We start from the raw sequence: 22,323 nt of genomic DNA on the forward strand, positions 1-22,323 counted from the left end.
CACAACGGAACCGTCCGACCGGGTAGGAGGTGCACATGGCCGGTCCCGGCCGCCCCAGCGCCACCACCCACGCCGCCATCGAGACCACCGCGTTCCGGCTGTTCGCCGAGCGCGGCTTCGACGCCACGCCCATGGAGCTCATCGCCAGCGAGGTCGGGGTGGGGCGCCGGACGCTGTTCCGCTACTTCCCCTCGAAGAACGACATCTGCTGGGGCGCCTTCGACGACACCCTCGGCGGCTTCGCCGCCGGCCTCGCCGCGACCCCGGACGACGTGCCGCTGTGGCGGGCGGTGCACCGCGCGGTCGTCGACTTCAACGACTTCCCCCTCGACGCCGACCCGCCCCACGAGCAGCGCATGCGCCTCATCCTCGGCACGCCCGCGCTCCAGGCCCACTCCGTGCTGCGCTACGCGCAGTGGCGCGCGGTCATCGCGGCGTACGTCGCCCGCCGTACGGGCGCGACCCCCGACGCGCTCCTGCCGCGCACCGTCGGTCACGTCAGCCTCGCGCTCAGCCTCGCGGCGTACGAGCGGTGGCTGGACGACACCACGGCGTCGCTGCCCGGCCTCGTCGACGAGGCCATGACGGGGTTGCGCGACCACCTGGCCCCCTGAGGTCTCAGCCGACCCTCACTACCGTTGGTCGAGCTTGTCGAGACCGTGCCGACCGACGGGTCTCGAGCAGCTCGACCGACGTGGGGTGCCGTCGGCTCAGGAGGCCCTCAGCCGAGCACCAGCACCAGGTCGCCGCCGTCGACGGTGGCGGTGCCGGCGAGCGCGACGCGCCGGACGGTGCCGGCGCGGGGCGCGGTGATGGAGGCCTCCATCTTCATCGCCTCGATCGTCGCGACGGTCTGGCCGTCGTCGACCTCGTCGCCCTCGGCGACGACGACGGTCACGACGCCCTGGAAGGGCGCGGCGACGTGGCCCGGGTCGCTCGCGTCGGCCTTCTCGGCGGCGGCGGTGTCGGCCTGCACGCTGCGGTCGCGGACGCCGACGGGCCGCAGCTGGCCGTTGAGCGTGCACATGACGGTGCGGACGCCGCGCTCGTCGGGCTCGGAGACCGCCTGCAGACCCATCAGCAGCGTGACGCCCTCCTCGAGCTCGACCTCGTGCTCCTCGCCCTGGCGCAGGCCGTAGAGGTAGTCGCGGGTGTCGATGACCGAGGTGTCGCCGTACGTCGACCGCGCGTCGCGGAACGCCGCCGTCGGGCCGGGGAAGAGCAGCTCGTTGAGCGTGTCGCGGCGGCGGGTCGAGGCGAGCGCCTCGGCCTGCTCGTCGGTCAGCTCCTCCTCCTTCGGCTGCCAGGTCCGGCCCTCCAGGGCGCGGCTGCGGAACGGCTCGGGCCAGCCGCCGGGCGGGTCGCCGAGCTCGCCGTGCAGGAAGCCGATGACGGAGTCGGGGATGTCGAACTCGGCCGGGTCCGCGGCGAACTCCTCGGGGTCCGCGCCGACGGCGACGAGGTGCAGCGCGAGGTCGCCCACCACCTTCGAGGACGGCGTCACCTTCACGACGTTGCCGAGGATGTCGTTCGCCGCGGCGTACATGTCCTCGATCTGCTCGAACTTCTCGCCCAGGCCCAGCGCGACCGCCTGCTGGCGGAGGTTGGAGAGCTGCCCGCCGGGGATCTCGTGGCGGTAGACGCGCCCGGTGGGGGAGGCGAGGCCGGACTCGAACGGCGCGTAGACGCGGCGCACGGCCTCCCAGTACGGCTCGAGCGCGTTGACCGCGGCGAGGTCGAGGCCCGTCTCGCGACCGCTGTGGTCCGTCGCCGAGATCAGCGCCGACAGCGCGGGCTGGGACGTCGTCCCCGCCATGGCGGCGCAGGCGGCGTCCACGGCGTCGACGCCCGCGTCGATCGCGGCGGTCAGCGTCGCGAGCTGCCCGCCGGGGGTGTCGTGGGTGTGCAGGTGCACCGGCAGGTCGAACCGCTCGCGCAGCGCCGTGACCAGCGTCCGCGCCGCGGGCGCCCGGAGCAGTCCCGCCATGTCCTTGATGGCCAGGACGTGGGCGCCGGCGTCGACGATCTGCTCGGCCAGGCCGAGGTAGTAGTCGAGCGTGTAGAGCCGCTCGCCGGGGTCCGAGAGGTCACCGGTGTAGCAGAGCGCGACCTCGGCGACCGCCGTGCCGGTGGCGCGGACGGCGTCGATCGCCGGCCGCATCTGCTCGACGTCGTTGAGGGCGTCGAAGACGCGGAAGACGTCGATGCCGGTCGCGGCGGCCTCCTCGACGAAGGCGTCGGTGACCGAGCGCGGGTACGGGGTGTAGCCGACGGTGTTGCGTCCCCGCAGCAGCATCTGCAGGCACAGGTTCGGCATCGCCTGGCGCAGCGCGGCGAGCCGCTCCCACGGGTCCTCGGCGAGGAAGCGCAGCGCCACGTCGTACGTCGCGCCGCCCCAGGCCTCGACGCTCCACAGCTGGGGCGTGGAGCGGGCGACGTGGCCGGCGACGCGGAGCAGGTCGCGGGTGCGGACGCGAGTCGCCAGCAGGCTCTGGTGCGCGTCGCGGAACGTGGTGTCGGTGACCGCGACCCTGTCCTGGGCGCGCAGCGCGGCGGCGAACCCCTCCGGCCCGAGCGCGAGCAGCTGCTGGCGGCTGCCGTCGGGCGCGGGCACGGACAGGTCGAGGTCCGGCAGCTTCGAGACGGGGTCGACGCTCACCGGGGCCGGGCCGTGCGGCTGGTTCACGGTGACGTCGGCGAGGTAGGTCAGCAGCTTCGTGCCGCGGTCGCCCGACGAGCGGGCGGTGAGCAGGTGCTGGTGGGTCTCGATGAAGGACGTCGTCACCCGCCCGGCCGCGAAGTCGGGGTCGTCCAGGAGCGCTTGGAGGAAGGCGATGTTCGTCGCGACGCCCCGGATCCGGAACTCCGCCACCGCCCGCCGGGCCTTGGCGACCGCGGTCTCGAAGGTCCGTCCGCGGCAGGTGAGCTTGGTGAGCATCGAGTCGAAGTGGGCGGAGACCTCCGCGCCGGTGTACGTCGTCCCGCCGTCCAGGCGCACGCCGCCGCCACCGGGGGAGCGGTAGGTGGTGATCCGGCCGGTGTCGGGGCGGAAGCTGTTCGCCGGGTCCTCGGTGGTGATGCGGCACTGCAGGGCGGCGCCGCGCAGCGAGACGGTGTCCTGCGACAGGCCGAGGTCGGCGAGCGTCTCGCCGGAGGCGATCCGCAGCTGCGACTGCACGAGGTCGACGTCGGTGACCTCCTCGGTCACCGTGTGCTCGACCTGGATGCGGGGGTTCATCTCGATGAAGACGTACTCGCCGTCGGGGTCCAGCAGGAACTCGACGGTGCCGGCGTTGCGGTAGCCGATCTCGCGGGCGAAGCGGACGGCGTCGCCGCACATCCGCTCGCGCAGCGCCGGGTCGAGGTGGGGCGCGGGCGCGATCTCGACGACCTTCTGGTGGCGCCGCTGCACCGAGCAGTCGCGCTCGAAGAGGTGCATGACCTCCCCGGTGCCGTCGGCCAGGACCTGCACCTCGATGTGGCGCGGCTCGGTGACGGCCTGCTCGATGAAGACGGTGGGGTCGCCGAAGGCGCCGTCCGCCTCGCGCATGCAGGTCTCGACCGCCTCGCGCAGGTCGGCCTCGGCCTCGACCCGGCGCATGCCGCGCCCGCCGCCGCCGGCGACGGCCTTTACGAACAGCGGGTAGGGCAGCTCGCGCGCGGCCTCGATCAGGGCGTCGGCGTCGTCGGTGGGGTCGACGCTGCGCAGCACCGGGACGCCCGCGGCCCTCGCGGCGGCGATGGCGCGAGCCTTGTTGCCGGTCAGGGTCAGCACCTCGGAGGTGGGACCCACGAAGGTGATGCCCGCCTCGGCGCAGGCCTCGGCCAGGCGCGGGTTCTCCGACAGGAAGCCGTAGCCGGGGTAGACGGCGTCGGCACCGGAGCGGACGGCGACCTCCACGATCGCGTCGGGGTCCAGGTAGGCCCGCACCGGGTGGCCGCGCCGGCCGATCTCGTAGGCCTCGTCGGCCTTCAGCCGGTGCTCGGACCAGCGGTCCTCGTGGGGGAAGACCGCGACCGTGCGGGCGCCCAGCTCGTACGCCGCCCGGAACGCCCGGATGGCGATCTCGCCGCGGTTGGCCACGAGCACCTTGGTGAACATGGCCCGCAGGCTAGTGGTCCCCGACACTCCGCCCCGCCGCCGTCCGCCGGCGGTCGTACGCTGGCGGACCATGAGCCTGCTCGACCGCGCCCTCCGGCTCGCCCGGACCCACGGCCCGACCGTCGCGCCCCTGGTGCGCAAGGGCATCCGCGCCGCGCAGTCCCGCACCGCGGGCCAGGGTGGCCCGCGCCGCACGTCCCGCCCGCCCGCCCGGGCGACCCGGCCGGCGCACGACGGCGGGGTCTCCTACGCCCCAGAGGTCGACGGTCAGCCCGACCCGGGTGAGGTGGTGTGGGGCTACGTGCCGTACGAGGACGACCCCTCGCAGGGCAAGGACCGCCCGGTGCTGCTGCTCGGCGAGCGTGACGGCCGCTGGCTCGGGCTCTACCTGACGTCGAAGGACCACGACCGCGACGCCGCCGACGAGGCCCGCTGGGGACGGCACTGGATGGACGTCGGCACCGGGGCGTGGGACAGCCGGCGCCGGCCGAGCGAGGTGCGGCTCGACCGGCTCGTCGTGCTCGACGCGGGCGCGATCCGGCGGGAGGGCGCGGCGCTCCCGCGCCCGGTGTACGACGTCGTCGTCGCGCGGGCGCGGGAGCTCGGCACCGTCTAGTCGCGGGCGTCAGCCGGTCCTGCGAGCGTTCCACCGCCAGTCGTCGAACACGCCGGGGTAGTTGTCGAACTCGTAGCTCTCGGTCCCGATCAGCACCGTGGGGTCGGCGGGGAGCTCCTGCAGGTCCTGGCCGACACCGCCGTTGAGGACCCAGTACGACTCGGTCTCCGGCGGGGTGAGGGGGCAGTCGACCTCGACGTCGGCGGCGTGGCCACCGGGCCGGATCTCGACGCCGTACTGGTTCAACGGCTCGCCGTACACGACGATCGAGGCGAGACCCTCGAAGGAGTCGCTGCCCTCGTAGGTGCAGCCGTTGCCGGTGCCCGTGCCGGAGATGCGCCACGTGATGGTCGCGGGGCCCTGGGAGATCGGGCTGTCGTCGCCCATGAAGGGGCTGGTCAGGAAGGTGGCCGTCCACGTCTCGACGACGCCGCCGGCGGTCCGGGTCCCCGACGCCGTCCCGGTGAAGTGGAGCGGCTCGGCGCCCCGGCAGGAGATCAGCTCCTCCGCGGTGCAGCGGTCGGGGTCCGTGGGGCTGTTGCCCCGGGTCCCGGGCGAGCCGCCATCGCAGGTGTCGTCGTCGGGGCCGCCGTCGCAGACGTCGGCGTCCGGGCCGCCCTGGAGGCGGTCGTCACCGGCGCCGCCGCTCACGACGTCCTTCCCCCGTCCCCCGGTCACCCCGACGTCGTCACCGCCGCCCGCCTGGATGGTGTCGTCGTCGTCGCCGCCGTCGATGAGGTCGGCGAAGCGGCTGCCGGTGATCGTGTCGTCGCCGTCCTCGCCGCGGGCGGTCGAGCCCTCGCCCACGCCCAGCTGGATGGTGTCGTCGTCGGGTCCGCCGAGGACGAGGATGCCGCCGTCCTGGGCGAAGAGGAGGTCCTCGCCCTCCTGGCCGTCGACGAGGGCGTTCTGGCCGCCGTCGGGACCGCTGTACATCGTGTCGTCCCCGGTGCCGCCGTCGAGGCGGTCGACGCCGGGGCCGCCGTCGACGAAGTCCTTGCCCCCTCCTCCGTCGACGGCGACGTCGTCGCCACCGTCGGCGTAGAGGCGGTCCTTGCCGGGGCCGCCGCGCAGGGTGTCGGGGGCGACGCTGCCGCGCAGCTCGTCGTTCCCGGCACCGCCGTCGACCCAGCCGGCCTCGAGGACCCGCACCCCGTCGTCGCCGCCGCCGAGGCAGATGCGGTCGTGACCGCCCTGGGGCCGCACGACGTCGCGCCGGGAGGAGCCGACGATGACGTCGTCGTCGGGGGTGCCGTGCAGGACGCCGCCGCGGGGCTTGGCGACGATCGTGGCCCGCTGGCCGAAGCAGGTGGGGGCGGCGCGGCCGGCGGTGACCGCCTGGTGCGCGCCGGCGTCGTCGCGGGCGGCGGCGGCGAGGGAGGGAGCCGCGGTGAGCAGGGCGGGGAGGAGGGCGGCGGCCGCGAGGACGGCGTACCGCCGCGACCGCGGGAGTCGGGTGCTGGGCATGGCTGCTCCTGGGGTGGTGGGAGGGCGGACGTGCCACCGCCCCCGCGCTGGGCGGGGGCGGTGGTGTCGAGGGAGTGGGACGGGCCGTCGGCTCAGGGCCGGAGCCACCGGCGGCGTGACCTGGCCCGCCGGTCGGCGGCGTGCACGGCGTGGTGGCGGTCGCCGGAGCGCAGGGCGTGCTCGTGCTCGGCGAGGCGGAGCGCGACGTGGGTGGGGAGGTTCGAGGGGGACATGGCGGTTCTCCTGTGCCGTGCTGCAGGTCCGGCCCGAGTCCCGGGAGGCCGCCCGGTGCGGCCTCGGGACCGACTCTGCTCGCCCCGGCTTGCAACGCCCTGACAGTCGGCGTGCTGCCCCTTGCAGACGGCTACGGCCCGCGTCGCGACCGGGGTCGCGGCGCGGGCCGCAGGGAGCGGACGGGGTCTCAGCCCGCCGCGGACCTCAGCTTCTCCAGCAGCGGCTCGGCCGCGTGCTCGAAGAACGGGTCGACGCCCTCGTCGCCGACCTGGACCAGCGCGACGTCGGTGAACCCGTTCTCCCAGAACGGCCTCACGGCCTCGACGATGGCGTCGAGGTCGGGGCCGCAGGGGATGTTCTCGGCGACGTCCTCGGGGCGGACGAACTGGGTCGCGCCCGCGAACCCGGCGGTGGTGGGCAGGTCGGCGTTGACCGACCAGCCGCCGGCAAACCAGCGGAACTGCTCGTGGGCCCGCTCGACCGCGCGGTCGCGGTCGGGGTCCCAGCAGATCGGGATCTGGCCGATCGCCCTCGCGCCGCCGTTCCCGATGCTCGGGGCGCCGTCCACGGCGTTCCAGGACTCGACGAGGTCGCTGCTCGGCTCGGTCGCGATGAGGTGGTCGGCCAGCGGCCCGAACCGCTCGACCGCCTTGCCGCCGCCGACCGCGACACCGATCGGGACCCCGCCGTCCGGGAGGTCCCAGATGCGGGCGGAGTCGACGCGGTAGTGCTCGCCGGCCCAGGTCGTCAGCTCGCCGGTGTGCAGGGCGCGGATGATCTCGATGGCCTCGACGAGCATGTCCTGCCGCTCGTCCAGCGCCGGCCACCCCTCCCCGACGACGTGCTCGTTGAGGTTCTCGCCCGAGCCCAGCCCGAGGGTGAACCGGCCGTCGGCGAGCAGCTGCAGCGTCGCGGCCTTCTGCGCGACCACGGCGGGGTGGTAGCGCAGCGTCGGGCACGTCACGTAGGTCATGAGGTCCACCCGCTCGGTCGCGTGGGCGACCGCGCCGAGGACCGTCCAGGCGTACGGGGCGTGCCCCTGCGCCGACAGCCAGGGGAAGTAGTGGTCGGAGGAGACCTCGAAGTCGAACCCTGCCCGCTCCGCGGCCACCGCGTGGCGCACGAGGTCCTTGGGGCCGCTCTGCTCGGTCATGAGGGTGTAGCCGAAGCGCGTCATGCCCCCGTCGTACCCGCTGGGGGGCGCGATCGCCGATCCGCCTGGCTCGGAGCCCACCGGGCCATGTAACGCGGAGTTACGGCTTGTTCACAAGGCATGGGCGGGGGTCCGAGGCGCCACAGTTCCGCGGCAGATGCCGACGACCGCGATAGTCGTGGGTACGGCGACCCAGCAGCCCGTCGGTCGGCTCACCGGGTCTCGACCCGCGATCGCGACCTCGTGCCTCGGTCGCGCGCTCGCTCGACCTGCGTAGCGTCGCGACTCCTCCTCCGTCGGAGTCGCGGCTACTTGATCTCGCAGACCACCGCACCGTTGCTCAGCGTCGCGCCGACCTCGGCCTGCAGGCCCGTGACGGTGCCGGCCTTGTGGGCCGTGAGCGACTGCTCCATCTTCATGGCCTCGATGACCACGACGGTGTCGCCCTCGGCCACCTCGTCGCCCTCGGAGACGACGACCTTCACGACCGTGCCCTGCATGGGGGAGGTGACGGCGTCGCCGGAGGCGGCCGCGCCGCCGCCGGCCTTCTTGCGCTTGCGCTTCGCGGGGGCCGCGCCGCCCGCGGCGCCACCGCCACCGAGGGCGAGGCCCGCGGGGAGGCTCACCTCGAGGCGGCGTCCGCCGACCTCGACGGTGACGCGCTGGCGCTCGCCGGCACCCTCGTCCTCGTCGTCCGCCGCGCCGCCGGAGTAGGGCTCGATCTGGTTGTCGAAGTCCGTCTCGATCCAGGTCGTGTAGACGGTGAAGTCGCCCTCGCCGGACGGCGTCGAGGCCCCGACGTACGCCGGGTCGGTGACGATCGCGCGGTGGAACGGGATGACGGTGGGCATGCCGTCGACGTCGAACTCCGCCAGCGCGCGGCGGGAGCGCTCGAGCGCCTGGGTGCGGTCGCGGCCGGTGACGATGAGCTTGGCGATGAGGGAGTCGAAGCTGCCCGGGACCGTCTCGCCGTTCTCGTAGCCGCCGTCGATGCGGACGCCGGGGCCCTGCGGCGGGCTCCAGCGGGTCAGCGTGCCGGGGGCGGGCAGGAAGTTGCGGCCGCCGTCCTCGGCGTTGATGCGGAACTCGATGGAGTGGCCGCGGACCTCGGGGTCGTCGTACCCGAGCTCCTCGCCGGCGGCGACGCGGAACATCTCGCGGACGAGGTCGATGCCGGTGACCTCCTCGGAGACGCAGTGCTCCACCTGGAGGCGGGTGTTGACCTCGAGGAAGGAGATGGTGCCGTCCTGGGCGACGAGGAACTCGCAGGTGCCGGCGCCGACGTACCCGGCCTCCCGCAGGATCGCCTTCGACGACTCGTACAGCCGGGTCACCTGGTCCTCGGTGAGGAACGGCGCGGGTGCCTCCTCGACGAGCTTCTGGTGGCGGCGCTGCAGCGAGCAGTCGCGGGTCGACACCACGACGACGTTGCCGTGCTGGTCGGCCAGGCACTGGGTCTCGACGTGGCGGGGGCGGTCGAGGAACTTCTCGACGAAGCACTCGCCCCGGCCGAACGCGCCCTCGGCCTCCCGGACGGCGGACTCGAAGGCGCTGGCGACCTCCTTCATCTCGCGGGCGACCTTGAGGCCGCGCCCGCCGCCACCGAAGGCCGCCTTGATGGCGATCGGCAGGCCGTGCTCCTCGGCGAAGGCCACGGCCTCGTCGGGGCCGTCGAGCGGGTCCTTGGTGCCCGGCGCCAGCGGGGCGCCGACCTTCTCGGCGATGTGACGGGCCTTGACCTTGTCGCCCAGGTTCTCGATCGCGGACGGCGGGGGCCCGATCCAGACCAGCCCGGCGTCGATGACCGCGGTCGCGAAGTCGGCGTTCTCGGCGAGGAAGCCGTAACCCGGGTGGACGGAGTCGGCGCCGGACTCCTTCGCGACCCTCACGATCTTCTCGATGTCGAGGTAGGACTCCGCCGGCGTCGAGCCCCCCAGCGAGTACGCCTCGTCCGCGACCCGCACGTGGACGGCGTCGCGGTCGGGGTCGGCGTACACGGCGACCGAGCCGATGCCGGCGTCGCGGCAGGCGCGGATGACGCGGACGGCGATCTCGCCGCGATTCGCGATGAGGACCTTCTGGAGGGGGACGACCTCGGGCACTGAACGGCTCCTTCGACGACTGCGCGGCAGCGTAGCGCCCCGGGGTGTCCGTGACGCCGCGTGCTCACGCGGGCCTAGGGTTGTGCGCGGCGTCACCACGGGCGCCCCGGAAGCAGAGCCCTGTGCTTCCTGGTTTCCTGCGCCGTGAGCGCATCGTCGCCGGCCCCGGCTTCAACCGTTGGTTGATCCCGCCGGCCGCGCTCGCCGTCCACCTCAGCATCGGCCAGGTCTACGCGACGAGCGTCTACCGCTCCACGCTGCAGGAGGAGTTCGCCGCCTCCGAGACGGCGATCGGCTTCATCTTCTCGATCGCCATCGTGATGCTCGGGCTGTCGTCCTTCGCGATGGGCACCTGGGTCGACCGCAACGGTCCCCGGGCCGCGATGGCCCTGTCGATGGTGTTCTGGGTGTCCGGCTTCCTCGTCGGTGCGCTGGGCATCGCGAGCGCGCAGCTCTGGCTCGTCTACCTCGGGTACGGCGTCCTCGGCGGCATCGGCCTCGGGATCGGCTACATCTCGCCGGTCTCGACGCTGATCAAGTGGTTCCCCGACCGGCCCGGCCTGGCCACCGGCATGGCGATCATGGGCTTCGGTGGCGGGGCCCTCGTGGCGAGCCCGCTGTCGGGACGTCTGCTCTCGCTGTACGACGGCGACTTCGACCCGTCGTCCGCTGACTCGGTGGCCTCGAGCGGCGCCCTCGTGAGCCTCTTCCTCACGCTGGCGGTCGTCTACGCGATCTTCATGTCCTTCGGCGCGTTCATCGTCCGCGTGCCCGCGGACGACTGGAAGCCCGCCGGGTTCGACCCCGAGCAGGCCAGGAAGAGCGACATGATCTCCACGGCGAGCGTGACCGCCAGCAACGCGCTCAAGACCCCGCAGTTCTGGCTGCTGTGGGTCGTCCTGTTCTGCAACGTCACCGCCGGCATCGGCATCCTCGAGCAGGCCTCCGGACTGATCCAGGACGCCTTCTCGTCGGTCACGCCGGCCGCCGCCGCGGGCTTCGTGGGCCTGCTGTCCATCGCCAACATGGCCGGCCGGTTCGTGTGGTCGACGACGTCCGACAAGATCGGGCGCAAGCCGACGTACATGCTCTACCTGGGCGGCGGCGCGATCCTGTACGCGCTGTTCGCGACCGTCGGCTCCAGCTCGATCGTCGTCTTCCTGTTGCTCGCCGTCCTCATGCTGTCGTTCTACGGCGGTGGGTTCGCCACCATCCCGGCCTACCTGCGCGACCTCTTCGGCACGCTCCAGGTCGGCGCGATCCACGGACGCCTGCTGACGGCGTGGTCAGCGGCCGGCGTGGCCGGGCCGCTCATCCTGAACGGCATCCTGGACCTCACCGGCGCCGTGACCATCGCCCTGTTCGTCATGGTCGGCCTGCTGGCCGTCGGGTTCCTCGCGAACCTGATGGTCAAGCCGGTGGACTCCAAGTGGCACGAGCCCGAGACCGACCCGGCCCTGAAGGGAAGCAACGCATGACGGACAACAAGGGGTTCATCGCCTTCGCCTGGGCGCTCGTGGCGCTGCCGCTGGCGTACGGCCTCGTCGAGACGCTCGTCCGCGTCTCGGCGCTGTTCACCGGGTAGCGCCGCCTCGGCCGCTGGTTAACAACCGCTAACCACCTCGGGTAGTCTGGGTCACATGACCCACGGTTTCGAGCTGTCCCGCGAGCACGAGGAGTTCCGCCGGAGCGTCCGGGACTTCGCCGAGTCCCAGATCGCGCCCCACGCGGCGCAGTGGGACCGCGAGCACCACTTCCCGACCGACGTGGTGCAGCAGATGGGCAAGATGGGGCTGTTCGGCCTGACCGCTCCCGAGGAGTACGGCGGCGCCGGGCTCTCCGGGTCCGACGGCGGCTTCACCTCGCTGTGCCTCGCGATCGAGGAGATCGGCCGCGTCGACCAGTCCATGGGCATCACCCTCGAGGCCGCCGTGGGTCTCGGCATCAACCCGATCCTCACCTTCGGCACCGCGGAGCAGAAGGAGCGCTGGCTGCCCGCGCTCGTCGCCGGCGAGGCCGTGGCGGGCTTCGGCCTGACCGAGCCCGGCGCGGGCTCCGACGCGGGCGCCACCCGGACCAAGGCCGTCCTCGACGGCGGCGAGTGGGTCGTCGACGGCGCGAAGCAGTTCATCACCAACTCCGGCTCCGACATCACCTCGCTGGTGACCGTGACCGCCCGCACCGGGACCCGTGAGGCGGCCGACGGCTCCACCAAGCCGGAGATCTCGACGATCGTCGTCCCGGCGGGGACGCCCGGCTTCACCGCCGAGAAGGCCTACGACAAGCTCGGCTGGCACGCGTCCGACACCCACCCGCTGACCTTCACCGGCGCGCGGGTCCCCGAGGACCACCTCCTCGGAGAGCGGGGCCGCGGCTACGCGCAGTTCCTCGCCACCCTGGACGACGGCCGCGTCGCCATCGCCGCCCTCGCGGTCGGTTGCATCCAGGCGTGCCTCGACATGAGCCTCGAGTACGCCGGGCAGCGGCAGACGTTCGGCGGGCCCATCGGCCGCAAGCAGGGCGTCGCGTTCCAGATCGCCGACCTCGAGGTCATGCTCCGCACCGCGCGCCTGCTGACGTACTCCGCGGCCGCGATGAAGGACGCTGGCGCCCCGCTGAAGGAGTTCAAGCAGGCTGCCGCGGTCGCGAAGCTGCAGACCACCGAGGCCGCCGTCTCCGCCACCCGCATCGCCACGCAGGTCTTCGGCGGCTACGGGTTCATGGAGGAGTACCCGGTGGCCCGCTTCTACCGCGACGCCAAGGTCCTGGAGATCGGCGAGGGCACCTCCGAGGTGCAGCGCATGCTCATCGCGCGGGGCCTCGGCCTGCCGGTCGAGTAGCCCGGAGCGGCCCGGGTACCCTCGCCCGCGTGGGAACGTGGCGCAGGAGGGGCACCGAGGGCGTCAAGTTCGCCGGCGTGGGCACGATCTCGACCGTCGTGTCGTTCGTCCTGTTCAACGTGCTGCTCCACGGGGTCTGGATCTTCGACGACCCCTGGCTCGCCGACATGCCGATCACCGCGTACGTCGTGGCGAACACCGTCGGCATGGTCCTCACCTACGTCGGCAGCCGCACGTGGGCGTTCCGCAACCGTGAGACCCACGGCAGCGGCGGCGTCGTGTCGTTCGTCGTCATCAACGTCACGACGATGGCGATCCCGGTCGCGCTGCTCTGGGTCAGCCGCAACCTGCTCGGGCTGACCGACCCGATCTCGGACAACATCGCCGCCAACGTCGTCGGGCTCGCGCTCGGCTTCGTGGCCCGGTTCTACCTGTTCCGGAAGTTCGTCTTCACGAAGCCGGAGCGCCCGGGTCGGACGGGCCCGGCGGGGGAGTCCACAGGTCGGGCCAGCGCAGGCCGAGCTCCCGCAGCAGCTCCCGCAGCAGGGGAAGGCTGAGCCCGACCACCGCGTGGTGGTCGCCCTCGACCCCGGTGACGAACGCCCCGCCGTACCCGTCGACGGTGAACGCCCCCGCGACGTGCAGCGGCTCACCGGTCGCGACGTAGTCGGCGATCTCGTCGTCGTCGACCTCGGCGAAGTGGACGACGGTGGACGCGGTCCGCGACACCACCCGGCCGTCGGGGGCGCGCAGGCTGTGCCCCGAGTGCAGGACGCCGGAGCGACCGCGCATCACCTGCCACCGGGCGGTCGCCTCGGCGGCGTCGACGGGCTTGCCGTAGGCCTCGCCGTCCAGCTCGAGCACCGAGTCGCAGCCGAGCACCAGCGCGTCGTCGGCGACGTCGTCACGCGCCACCACCGCGGCGCACTTCATCCGGGCCAGCTCGAGCGCGAGGTCGGCCGGCGCGAGGCCGGTCACCTGCTCCTCGTCGACGCCGGACACGATGACCGTCGGCTCCACGCCCGCGGCGCGCAACGTGGCGAGGCGGGCGGGGGAGGCGGAGGCCAGGACCAGGGGCTGGGCTCCCATCAGCGCACCATCAGCGGGGCGTCACCGCGGCAGGCCGCTCGCGCGCCAGGCGCCCGGGCCGGCCTGGTGCGGGGTGCGCAGGCGGCGGGCGGGCCGTGACCACTCCGAGGGACGACGGGGGGCCGGGGCCTCGCCGCCGCCCGAGGCCGCCGCGACCACGGCCACCAGGGCCGCCAGCTCCTCGGGGGTCGGGTCGCCCTTGACGACCCTCAGGAAGGGCGGCGACGGCGCCTGGTCGTCGGCGCTCACAGCGGGATGTTCCCGTGCTTCTTGGGGGGCAGCGACTCACGCTTGGTGCGCAGCAGCCGCAGCGCCCGGACGACCTCGGCGCGGGTCTCGTGCGGGGTGATGACGGCGTCGACGTAGCCGCGCTCCGCGGCGATGTAGGGGTTCGCGAGGTGCTGGTCGTACTCCTCCACGAGCTCCGCGCGGCGCTTCTCCGGGTCCTCGGCCTGCTTGAGCTCCCCGCGGTACAGGATGTTCACCGCACCCTGCGCGCCCATTACCGCGATCTGCGCGGTCGGCCACGCGAGGTTGATGTCGGCGCCGAGGTGCTTGGAGCCCATGACGTCGTACGCGCCGCCGTACGCCTTGCGGGTGATGATCGTGACCAGCGGGACGGTCGCCTCGGCGTACGCGTAGATCAGCTTCGCGCCGCGGCGGATGATGCCGCCCCACTCCTGGTCGGTGCCGGGCAGGAAGCCGGGCACGTCGACGAAGGTCAGGACCGGCACGTTGAAGGCGTCGCAGGTGCGCACGAAGCGGGCGGCCTTCTCGGAGGCGTCGATGTCGAGCGTGCCGGCGAACTGCATCGGCTGGTTCGCCACGACGCCCACCGGTCGGCCCTCGACCCGGCCGAACCCGACGAGGATGTTCGTCGCGAACAGCGGCTGGACCTCGAGGAACTCCCCGTCGTCCACCACGGCCTCGATGACGGTGTGCATGTCGTACGGCTGGTTCGGGCTGTCCGGGATCAGCGTGTCGAGCGCGCGGTCGTCGTCCGTCGGCTCGAGGTCGTCGTTGGACAGCTCCGCCGCCGGGTCGTACGGCGGCTCGTCGAGGTTGTTCTGCGGCAGGTGGCTCAGCAGCGCCTTGACGTAGTCGAGCGCGTCCTCCTCGTCGGAGGCCATGTAGTGGGCGTTGCCCGACTTCGTGTTGTGCGCGCGGGCGCCGCCGAGGTCCTCCATCGTCACGTCCTCGCCGGTGACCGTCTTGATGACGTCGGGTCCGGTGATGAACATGTTCGACGTGCCGTCGACCATCACCGTGAAGTCGGTGACGGCGGGGGAGTAGACGTGGCCGCCCGCGCAGGAGCCCATGATGAGGCTGATCTGCGGGACGACGCCCGAGGCGTGCACGTTGCGGCGGAAGATCTCGCCGTACAGGCCGAGCGAGACGACGCCCTCCTGGATGCGCGCGCCGGCGCCCTCGTTGATGCCGATGATGGGGCTGCCGGTGCGGATCGCGAGGTCCATGACCTTGGTGATCTTCTCGCCGTACACCTCGCCCAGCGACCCGCCGAACACCGTGAAGTCCTGCGAGAAGACGCAGACCTGCCGGCCGTCGATGGTGCCGTAGCCGGTGACCACGCCGTCGCCGTACGGGCGCTTCTTCTCGAGCCCGAACGCCGTCGAGCGGTGCCGCGCCAGCTCGTCCAGCTCGACGAAGCTGCCCTCGTCGAAGAGCTGCGCGATGCGCTCCCGCGCGGTCTGGCGGCCCTTCGCGTGCTGCTTCTCGACGGCCTTCTCCGACCCGGCGTGCACGGCCTCGTCGAGGCGGCGGTCCAGGTCGGCGAGCTTGCCGGCGGTCGTGTGGAGGTCGAGGTCGTCGGGCACCTCGGTGCCCGCGCTGCTCGCGTCAGGGCCGAGGGGTTCGTCAGTCTGCGCGCTCACGTGCGTCAACCTAGTACGCGTGAGCCGCGCCCCGGAGTCCCGTCCGCCGCTGGATCCGCGTCGCCTGGGGCCGGACAGCCTGCCCAGGGGGCTGCGGGTCGAGGTCGTCGGTGCGACGCCCTCGACCAACGCCGACGTCGCGGCCCGCGCCGCCGCCGGCGAGCAGGCGGGTCTCGTGCTCGTCACCGAGCACCAGACCGCCGGGCGCGGCCGGCTGGACCGGGTGTGGACGACGCCGCCCCGCGCCTGCCTCACGTTCTCCACCCTGCTGCGTCCCGAGGTGCCGATGCCGCACTGGCCGTGGCTGCCGCTGCTGACCGGGTACGCCGTCGCCGCGGCGCTCCGCACCCACCTCGCGGACCCCGGCCTCGTCGGCCTGAAGTGGCCCAACGACGTCCTGCTCGACGAGCGCAAGGTCGCCGGCATCCTGGTCGAGCGCCACGAGACCCCCACCGGGCCCGTCGCCGTGGTCGGGATCGGGCTCAACGTGACGCTGCGCGAGGACGAGCTGCCCGTGGAGCACGCCACCTCGGTGCTGCTCGCCGGCGGCGGACCGGTGCCCGACCGCGAGGACCTCCTGCTGAGCGTCCTGAGGGAGCTCGCCACGGCGTACGACGCGTGGCGCAGCGAGCCGGCGGGCGAGCGGCTGCGGGCCTCGTACGCCGCCGCGTGCTCGACCGTGGGGCGACGGGTCCGGGTCGAGCTGCCCGTCGGCCCGCCGCTGACCGGCACCGCCGTGGCCGTCGACGCCGGCGGGCGCCTCGTGGTGGACGACGGCACCACCCGTCTGCCGGTGGGTGCCGGGGACGTGGTCCACGTGCGTCCCGCCTGAGTCGTCGGCCCGTCGTCCCTCGACTGCGCCGCCCGTCGGTGGAGGGTGACAGACTGCGAGCCGTGACCTTCCCCACCCGTCTGCTGAACGACGGCGAGCGCGTCGTCGTCTCGACGCGGACGCACGTGAAGGTCCTGCTGCTGCCCCTCCTGGTGCTGCTGGTGACCCTCGTCGGCGCGGTGCTGCTGGCCCGGCTCGGCACGGGCACGACGGAGCAGGTCCTCGACTACGTGGCCTGGGGCCTCGCCGCGGTCGTGGTGCTGTGGTTCGTCGTCCGGCCGTTCCTGCGGTGGTGGACGACGACGTACACCTTCACCGACCGGCGCTTCGTGGCCCGCTCCGGCGTCATCGCCAAGGAGGGCCGCACCATCCCGCTGAACCGCATCAGCGGCGTCGACTTCGACATCGGGATCCTCGACCGGATGCTCGGCTGCGGCACGCTCGTGGTCTCCGACGCGTCCGTCGAGGGGCGGGTGGAGCTGCACGACATCCCCCGGGTGGAGCGGGTGCAGCTGCAGGTCGCCGAGGAGCTGCACCGCCTCGGCGAGCGACGCGGGGACGACGGCTCCTGACGTGGGTCCCGACGACATGGACGACAACCCGGACGACAACCCGGGCGGCAACCCGGGCGGCAACCCGGACAGCGACCCGGACGACGCCCTCGAGGAGGCCGCCAGCCCCGGCGAGGCGGCCACCTCACGCCTGGAGGAGGCGATCCTCGGGGAGCGCCCGACCCTGACCGGGGCCGAGGTCGCCGAGCGGGCGGGCGTCGACCCCGACCAGGCCCGCCGGATGTGGCGGGCGCTCGGCTTCCCCGAGCTCGAGGGCGGCGAGGACGACGACAGCCGGGGGACCCCGGGCGTCGTGGGGTTCACCACCGCCGACGTCGACGCGGTCCGTGACCTGTACGCGACGGCCGGGCACGGCCTCATCGACGTCGACACCGCCGTCACCCTGGCGCGGGCGGTCGGCCAGACCATGAGCCGGCTCGCGGACTGGGAGGTCGCCACCCTGGTGACCCGGATCGAGCAGCTCGAGGCGCAGGCCCGGGCGAAGGCCAAGGCGTCGGGCAGCGAGGAGCCCCGGCCCGGTCGGGCGGACCTCGCGCTCAAGCTGGTCGAGGACATCGGCGGCGGGTTCGAGTCCCTCCTCGTCTACACCTGGCGTCGCCACCTCGCCGCCGCCGTGGCGCGGCTGGAGGCGCTCAGCGCGGCCGAGGAGGACCTCCACACCGCCAACCTGACTGTCGGGTTCGCCGACATCGTCAGCTTCACCGCCCTGTCGAACCGTCTGGAGCACGACCGGATCGGCGACCTCGTCGAGCTCTTCGAGCTGCGTTGCCACGACGTCGTCGGCGCGCACCGCGGTCGCGTGATCAAGAGCATCGGCGACTCGGTGCTGTTCCTCAACGACGACGCCGGCCGGGCGATGCGCACCGCCGAGGGGATCATCACCGTCATCGGGCGGGACCGGAAGATGCCCGACGTCCGCGTCGGCCTCGCCAGCGGCGCGGTGACCCTCCGCCTGGGCGACGTCTTCGGGCCGCCGGTCAACATGGCGGCCCGGCTCACCGCCGTCGCCCGCCGCAACCGGGTGATCGTGGACGCCAGGACGGCGGAGCTCCTGCCCTCGCAGTACGAGACCCGGCGCCTGCCCGCCCGACCGGTGCGCGGCTTCGGCCTCGTCGAGCCGGTCGCCGTACGCCGCGCCTGAGGGATCCCGGGTGCGCCGTCGGGCCCGTCGCACCCCCCGGTAAGGATTTCGCCGTTCCGCCACGCCGAGGGTCGGGGCTCCCTACCGTTTCTGCTGTGTTCACCGCCCAGGACGTCCGCCTCGACCCCACCGGTCGCCGCGCGTGGCGCGCCGGGACGGAGCTCGGGCTCACCCGCAAGGAGTTCGACCTCCTCCAGGCGCTCATCTCGCGCGCCGGCGAGCTCGTGACCCGCGAGGAGCTGATGCGTGAGGTCTGGCACACGGACTTCTGGAGCTCGTCCAAGACGCTCGACGTCCACCTCGGGTGGCTGCGGCGCAAGCTCGGCGACGACCCGCGCAACCCCGGGCTGATCACCACGATCCGGGGCCGCGGGCTCCGGTTCGAGACCGTCGAGCCGGCCACCGAGAGCATCGTCGGCGCCTCCTGACCCGTCACGGTCCGCCGCCGGCGGATCGGTCGTCGTCCGCGCCGGAGCGCTGACTAGGGTTGCCGCCGTGGCTCTCCCCGCGACCCCCGGACCTGCCCCCGGCCGCGCTCCCCGCACCGCCGTCATCGGCGGCGGTCAGCTCGCCCGGATGATGGCGACCCCCGCCGCCGAGCTCGCGCTCCCGCTCCGCCTGCTCGCCGAGGGGCCCGACGTCGCCGCGGCGCAGGTCATCGGCGACGTCGTCGTCGGGGACCACACCGACCTCGCCGACCTCCGCCGTGCGGCCGAGGGCTGCGCGGTGGTCACGTTCGACCACGAGCACGTCCCCACCGAGCACCTCCGCGCGCTCGAGGCCGACGGCCTCGCCGTCCGGCCCGGACCCGACGCGCTCGTCCACGCCCAGGACAAGATCGTGATGCGTGAGCGGCTCACCGCGCTCGGCGTCCCCTGCCCGCGCCACGCGGTCGTCACCGACGCCGCGGAGGTCGAGGCGTTCGGGCTGCCGTGCGTGCTCAAGACCAGCCGGGGCGGCTACGACGGCAAGGGCGTGTGGGTGGTCCGCTCCGCCGAGGAGTCGGCGGCGGCGTTCGAGGCCGCGGCGGCGTCCGGCGTCCGGGTGCTCGCCGAGGAGCTCGTCGACTTCCGGCGCGAGCTCTCCGCCCTCGTGGCGCGCTCGCCGAGCGGTCAGGCCGCGGCGTACCCGGTCGTCGCCTCGCTGCAGACCAACGGCATCTGCCACGAGGTCGTCGCGCCCGCGCCGGACCTCGACCCCGAGCTGTCGGCGCACGCCCAGGAGGTCGCGCTGCGCGTCGCGGGCGAGCTCGGCGTCGTCGGGATCCTCGCGGTGGAGCTCTTCGAGACCGCCCCCACGTCGACGGAGCCCGGCCGGATCCTGGTCAACGAGCTCGCGATGCGGCCCCACAACACCGGCCACTGGACGCAGGACGGCGCCGTGACCAGCCAGTTCGAGAACCACCTGCGCGCCGTCCTCGACCTGCCGCTCGGCTCCCCGGCGCCGCGCGAGCGCTGGACGGTGATGGTCAACATCCTGGGGTCCGACGACCCCGACGTGGGGCGGCTCTACGACGGCTACCCCCACGCGCTGGCCCGCGACCCGCGGCTGCGCGTCCACCTGTACGGCAAGGACCTGCGGCCCGGCCGCAAGGTCGGCCACGTCAACGCGTACGGCGACGACCTCGAGGACTGCCTCGAGCGCGCCCGTCACGCCGCCGCCTGGTTCGCGGGCGAGCTGGGCAACGAGAGCGAGTGAGATGAGCGAGAACAGCCAGGCCACGAACGGCGCCCGCGTCGGGATCGTCATGGGCTCCGACTCCGACTGGCCCGTCATGGAGGCCGCCGGCGAGGCCCTCACCGAGCTCGGCGTGACGTGGGAGGCGGACGTCGTCTCCGCGCACCGCATGCCCGAGGACATGCTCGCCTGGGGCCGCGACGCCGCCGACCGCGGGCTCCGGGTCGTCGTCGCCGGCGCCGGCGGTGCCGCGCACCTGCCCGGGATGCTCGCCTCGGTGACCCCGCTGCCGGTGATCGGTGTGCCCGTGCCGCTGCGCCACCTCGACGGGATGGACTCGCTGCTGTCGATCGTGCAGATGCCCGCCGGGGTCCCCGTGGCCACCGTCGGCGTCGGCAACGCCCGCAACGCCGGGCTGCTCGCCGCACGGATCCTGGGCGCGGACGACGAGGCGCTGCGCGGGCGGATGGTCGAGTTCCAGGCCGCGCTGCGCGAGACCGCCCGCGAGAAGGGCGGCGTGGTGCGCCGCGCCTCCGGCGGCGAGCGGCCGCGGACGGGGTTCTGAGCCCCGAGGTCGCACCCACCGCCCCCGTCGTACGCCGCGGGCGGCTGCTGGGCCTGGACGTCGCGCGCTGCGTGGCCCTGCTCGGCATGGTCGCCACCCACGTGGCGGCCGAGCGTGACCCCGACGGCTCGATCAGCGCGCTGCACTGGCTCGCGAGCGGACGCGCGTCGGCGCTGTTCGCCGTCCTCGCCGGCGTCACGCTCGCGCTCGGCACCGGCGGACGCGTGCCCGTCGTCGGCCGGGAGCGGGCGGCCCGGAGCGCGGGCTTCGCCGTCCGGGCGCTCCTGGTGGCGCTGCTGGGGTTGGCGCTGGGCGGCCTGCCGTCCGGGCTGGCGATCATCCTCACCTACTACGGCGTGCTGTTCCTGCTCGGTCTGCCGTTCGTCGGGCTACGGGCCGGACCGCTGCTGGCCCTGGCCGCCGTCTGGTGCGTCGTCGCACCCGTGCTCTCCGAGGTGGTGCGGCCGCTGCTGCCCGAGCGGGGCTTCGACAGCCCGGACCTGCTCGCCCTCGCCGAGCCGGGCCGGCTGGTCTCCGAGCTGCTGTTCACCGGCTACTACCCGGCTGTGCCCTGGTTGACCTACCTGTTGGTCGGGATGGCCGTGGGCCGGATGGACCTGCGGCGCCCCGCCGTCGCCGCGGCGCTCGCGGTGGGAGGTCTCGTGGTGGCCGCCGCGGCCACGGCCGTCTCGCGGCTGCTGGTGGCCGGCGAGGTCGCCCGGAGGCTCGCCGCCGAGCTCGCCATCCCGGTCCGTCCCGGCGACCTGGACCGCGCCCTGTCCTTCGGCCTGCCGGGGACGACCCCGACCGGCGGCTCGTGGCAGTGGTTGCTCACGGCGGCGCCCCACAGCGCGACGCCGTTCGACCTCGCCGCGACCGTCGGCAGCTCGCTGCTGATGATCGGACTCTGCCTGCTGCTGTGCGGCTCCCTGCCGGCCGGGCCCGGCCGCGCCGTCGAGGTGCTGTTCGGCGCCGGCCGGTCGACGCTCACCCTCTACAGCCTCCACGTCGTCCTGCGGACCCCCGACGTCCCACCCGGCGACGACCCCACCGACCTCGTGTGGCACGTGCTCGTCCTGCTCGCCATCGGCGCCGTCCTGGCCGCCGCCCGCCGCCGCGGCCCCCTCGAGGCCGCCGTCGGCACGGTCAGCACCGCCGTCGCGGACGCCGTCCGCCGGTAGTCACGCCGAGTCGGCCCGAACGGTCGCGTCAGGGACGCCGAGTCGTCCCGAACGGTTGCGTCGGGGACGCCGAGTCGGCCCGAACGGTTGCGTCAGGGGCGCCGAGTCGTCCCGAACGGTTGCGTCCGGGGCGCCGAGTCGGCCCGAACGGTTGCGTCAGGGGCGCCGAGTCGGCCCGAACGGTCGCGTCAGGGGCGCCGAGTCGGCCCGAACGGTCGCGTCAGGGACGCCGAGTCGGCCCGAACGGTCGCGTCAGGGACGCCGAGTCGTCTCGAACTCCTGGCTCAGGGGGCGCGGAGTCGGGGTTGTATGGCGTGTGTTCGGGCCGACTCGGCGTCGTGGGGGCGTGTGTTCGGGCCGACTCGGCGTTGTGGGGGCGTGTGTTCGGGCCGACTCGGCGTTGTGGGGGCGTGCGTTCGGGCCGACTCGGGGTCAGGGGCGCTTGCGCCACTCGATGGCGGGGCAGGTGTCCATGACCATCGCGACGCCGGCGGCGGTGGTCCGCTCGAAGGCGGCCTCGTCGACGACGCCGAGCTGGAACCACACGCCCCTCGCGCCGATCTCGACGGCCTGGTCGGCGAAGGGGCCGGCCTGCTCGGAGCGGCGGAACACGTCGACGACGTCGACGGGGAACGGGATGTCGGCGAGGTCGCGGAAGCCCGGCTCGCCCAGCACCTCCTGGGCCCGCGGGTGCACCGGGACGATGCGCTTGCCGCGCTCCTGCAGCAGCTGCGCGATCGAGTACGCCGTCCGGCTCGGGTCGCCACCGAGGCCGACGACCGCCCACGTCTCCGCCTCGTCCAGCATCAGCCTGATCGCCTCGGGGTCCTGCCAACTCCTGCTCATCCCACGACTGTAGG

At 73.7% G+C, this 22,323-nt stretch carries 21 protein-coding genes; 12 read left to right on the forward strand and 9 right to left on the reverse strand.

Translation table 11 applies throughout. The features are described from left to right. The first annotated feature begins 35 nt into the window (after nt 1–35). Complete coding sequence (gene mftR / locus MJ876_RS07700; protein ID WP_240235677.1) at nt 36–614, forward strand: mycofactocin system transcriptional regulator; 579 nt, start codon at nt 36–38, stop codon at nt 612–614. Between the two features lie 107 nt (nt 615–721). On the opposite strand, the gene MJ876_RS07705 is transcribed toward mftR, so the two are convergent. Beyond that, on the reverse strand, nt 722–4,102 hold the full coding sequence (locus MJ876_RS07705; RefSeq protein ID WP_240235679.1) for a pyruvate carboxylase: 3,381 nt from the start codon (nt 4,100–4,102) through the stop codon (nt 722–724). A gap of 70 nt (nt 4,103–4,172) precedes the next feature. Between MJ876_RS07705 and MJ876_RS07710 the strand changes: the two genes are divergently transcribed. Next, entirely contained in the window at nt 4,173–4,718 is a 546-nt protein-coding gene (locus MJ876_RS07710; RefSeq protein ID WP_240235680.1) for a type II toxin-antitoxin system PemK/MazF family toxin, read from the forward strand. Nucleotides 4,719–4,727: 9 nt separating this feature from the next. Here MJ876_RS07710 and MJ876_RS07715 read toward each other — a convergent pair whose 3' ends face one another. From MJ876_RS07715 to MJ876_RS07730, 4 genes are all read right to left on the reverse strand, one after another. Further along, a complete protein-coding gene (locus MJ876_RS07715) occupies nt 4,728–6,185 on the reverse strand; it encodes a calcium-binding protein (RefSeq protein WP_240235681.1) in 1,458 nt (485 codons plus the stop codon). 92 nt (nt 6,186–6,277) lie between these two features. Next, nucleotides 6,278–6,418: a hypothetical protein gene (locus MJ876_RS07720; protein WP_240235682.1), complete on the reverse strand. Its 141-nt coding sequence runs from the start codon at nt 6,416–6,418 to the stop codon at nt 6,278–6,280. Nucleotides 6,419–6,606: 188 nt separating this feature from the next. Beyond that, nucleotides 6,607–7,596 (reverse strand): LLM class F420-dependent oxidoreductase, encoded by a 990-nt coding sequence (locus MJ876_RS07725; RefSeq protein WP_240235683.1) that lies wholly within the window; start codon nt 7,594–7,596, stop codon nt 6,607–6,609. A 284-nt stretch (nt 7,597–7,880) separates the two neighbouring features. After that, nucleotides 7,881–9,674 carry a biotin carboxylase N-terminal domain-containing protein gene (locus MJ876_RS07730; RefSeq protein WP_240235684.1) on the reverse strand — a complete coding sequence of 598 codons (1,794 nt, stop codon included), beginning with the start codon at nt 9,672–9,674 and terminating at the stop codon, nt 7,881–7,883. Nucleotides 9,675–9,796: 122 nt separating this feature from the next. Here MJ876_RS07730 and MJ876_RS07735 point away from each other — a divergent pair, with 122 nt between their 5' ends. The 3 genes from MJ876_RS07735 (at nt 9,797) to MJ876_RS07745 (ending at nt 13,071) form a co-directional block, all read left to right on the forward strand. Then, the gene (locus MJ876_RS07735; RefSeq protein WP_240235685.1) at nt 9,797–11,152 is read left to right on the forward strand and encodes an OFA family MFS transporter; all 1,356 of its coding nucleotides are present in this window, start codon (nt 9,797–9,799) and stop codon (nt 11,150–11,152) included. A 162-nt stretch (nt 11,153–11,314) separates the two neighbouring features. Next, nucleotides 11,315–12,514, forward strand: a complete 1,200-nt coding sequence (locus tag MJ876_RS07740; RefSeq protein ID WP_240235686.1) for an acyl-CoA dehydrogenase family protein — start codon at nt 11,315–11,317, stop codon at nt 12,512–12,514. A 29-nt stretch (nt 12,515–12,543) separates the two neighbouring features. After that, complete coding sequence (locus MJ876_RS07745) at nt 12,544–13,071, forward strand: GtrA family protein (RefSeq protein ID WP_240235688.1); 528 nt, start codon at nt 12,544–12,546, stop codon at nt 13,069–13,071. Here MJ876_RS07745 and MJ876_RS07750 read toward each other — a convergent pair. Genes MJ876_RS07750 through MJ876_RS07760 form a run of 3 tightly spaced genes read right to left on the reverse strand, consistent with a single transcriptional unit; the run spans nt 12,965 to nt 15,438 of the window. After that, nucleotides 12,965–13,603 carry a Maf family nucleotide pyrophosphatase gene (locus MJ876_RS07750; protein WP_240235691.1) on the reverse strand — a complete coding sequence of 213 codons (639 nt, stop codon included), beginning with the start codon at nt 13,601–13,603 and terminating at the stop codon, nt 12,965–12,967. The two genes, MJ876_RS07745 and MJ876_RS07750, sit on opposite strands and share 107 nt — an antisense overlap. A gap of 21 nt (nt 13,604–13,624) precedes the next feature. Beyond that, nucleotides 13,625–13,852 carry an acyl-CoA carboxylase subunit epsilon gene (locus MJ876_RS07755; RefSeq protein WP_240235693.1) on the reverse strand — a complete coding sequence of 76 codons (228 nt, stop codon included), beginning with the start codon at nt 13,850–13,852 and terminating at the stop codon, nt 13,625–13,627. Further along, complete coding sequence (locus tag MJ876_RS07760) at nt 13,849–15,438, reverse strand: acyl-CoA carboxylase subunit beta (protein ID WP_240235899.1); 1,590 nt, start codon at nt 15,436–15,438, stop codon at nt 13,849–13,851. Before MJ876_RS07760 ends, MJ876_RS07755 begins: the two co-directional genes overlap by 4 nt. 76 nt (nt 15,439–15,514) lie before the next feature. Between MJ876_RS07760 and MJ876_RS07765 the strand changes: the two genes are divergently transcribed. The 7 genes from MJ876_RS07765 (at nt 15,515) to MJ876_RS07795 (ending at nt 21,463) form a co-directional block, all read left to right on the forward strand. Further along, on the forward strand, nt 15,515–16,327 hold the full coding sequence (locus tag MJ876_RS07765) for a biotin--[acetyl-CoA-carboxylase] ligase (protein ID WP_240235694.1): 813 nt from the start codon (nt 15,515–15,517) through the stop codon (nt 16,325–16,327). A 62-nt stretch (nt 16,328–16,389) separates the two neighbouring features. After that, entirely contained in the window at nt 16,390–16,899 is a 510-nt protein-coding gene (locus MJ876_RS07770) for a PH domain-containing protein (RefSeq protein ID WP_240235695.1), read from the forward strand. A 1-nt stretch (nt 16,900) separates the two neighbouring features. Then, entirely contained in the window at nt 16,901–18,040 is a 1,140-nt protein-coding gene (locus MJ876_RS07775; protein ID WP_240235696.1) for an adenylate/guanylate cyclase domain-containing protein, read from the forward strand. Nucleotides 18,041–18,135: 95 nt separating this feature from the next. Then, the gene (locus MJ876_RS22155) at nt 18,136–18,468 is read left to right on the forward strand and encodes a winged helix-turn-helix domain-containing protein (RefSeq protein WP_374202462.1); all 333 of its coding nucleotides are present in this window, start codon (nt 18,136–18,138) and stop codon (nt 18,466–18,468) included. 67 nt (nt 18,469–18,535) lie between these two features. Beyond that, on the forward strand, nt 18,536–19,738 hold the full coding sequence (locus tag MJ876_RS07785; protein WP_308192578.1) for a 5-(carboxyamino)imidazole ribonucleotide synthase: 1,203 nt from the start codon (nt 18,536–18,538) through the stop codon (nt 19,736–19,738). 1 nt (nt 19,739) lies between these two features. Next, the gene (purE, locus tag MJ876_RS07790) at nt 19,740–20,282 is read left to right on the forward strand and encodes a 5-(carboxyamino)imidazole ribonucleotide mutase (RefSeq protein ID WP_240235697.1); all 543 of its coding nucleotides are present in this window, start codon (nt 19,740–19,742) and stop codon (nt 20,280–20,282) included. A 53-nt stretch (nt 20,283–20,335) separates the two neighbouring features. Continuing rightward, nucleotides 20,336–21,463, forward strand: a complete 1,128-nt coding sequence (locus MJ876_RS07795; protein WP_275694653.1) for a heparan-alpha-glucosaminide N-acetyltransferase domain-containing protein — start codon at nt 20,336–20,338, stop codon at nt 21,461–21,463. 432 nt (nt 21,464–21,895) lie between these two features. Here the strand turns inward: MJ876_RS07795 and MJ876_RS07800 are convergent, their stop codons facing one another. Further along, nucleotides 21,896–22,309, reverse strand: a complete 414-nt coding sequence (locus MJ876_RS07800) for a CoA-binding protein (protein WP_240235699.1) — start codon at nt 22,307–22,309, stop codon at nt 21,896–21,898. Between the last annotated feature and the right edge of the window lie 14 nt (nt 22,310–22,323).

It is taken from the genome of Nocardioides sp. CFH 31398 (genome assembly GCF_022436705.1).
In the GTDB taxonomy this organism is placed as follows: domain Bacteria; phylum Actinomycetota; class Actinomycetes; order Propionibacteriales; family Nocardioidaceae; genus Nocardioides.

Excerpts from the sequence above, each read along its gene's own strand:
- mftR (WP_240235677.1), top strand. The coding sequence starts at position 36 with ATGGCCGGTCCCGGCCGCCCCAGCGCCACCACCCACGCCGCCATCGAG.
- MJ876_RS07705 (WP_240235679.1), bottom strand. The coding sequence starts at position 4,102 with ATGTTCACCAAGGTGCTCGTGGCCAACCGCGGCGAGATCGCCATCCGG.
- MJ876_RS07710 (WP_240235680.1), top strand. The coding sequence starts at position 4,173 with ATGAGCCTGCTCGACCGCGCCCTCCGGCTCGCCCGGACCCACGGCCCG.
- MJ876_RS07715 (WP_240235681.1), bottom strand. The coding sequence starts at position 6,185 with ATGCCCAGCACCCGACTCCCGCGGTCGCGGCGGTACGCCGTCCTCGCG.
- MJ876_RS07720 (WP_240235682.1), bottom strand. The coding sequence starts at position 6,418 with ATGTCCCCCTCGAACCTCCCCACCCACGTCGCGCTCCGCCTCGCCGAG.
- MJ876_RS07725 (WP_240235683.1), bottom strand. The coding sequence starts at position 7,596 with ATGACGCGCTTCGGCTACACCCTCATGACCGAGCAGAGCGGCCCCAAG.
- MJ876_RS07740 (WP_240235686.1), top strand. The coding sequence starts at position 11,315 with ATGACCCACGGTTTCGAGCTGTCCCGCGAGCACGAGGAGTTCCGCCGG.
- MJ876_RS07750 (WP_240235691.1), bottom strand. The coding sequence starts at position 13,603 with ATGGGAGCCCAGCCCCTGGTCCTGGCCTCCGCCTCCCCCGCCCGCCTC.
- purE (WP_240235697.1), top strand. The coding sequence starts at position 19,740 with ATGAGCGAGAACAGCCAGGCCACGAACGGCGCCCGCGTCGGGATCGTC.
- MJ876_RS07800 (WP_240235699.1), bottom strand. The coding sequence starts at position 22,309 with ATGAGCAGGAGTTGGCAGGACCCCGAGGCGATCAGGCTGATGCTGGAC.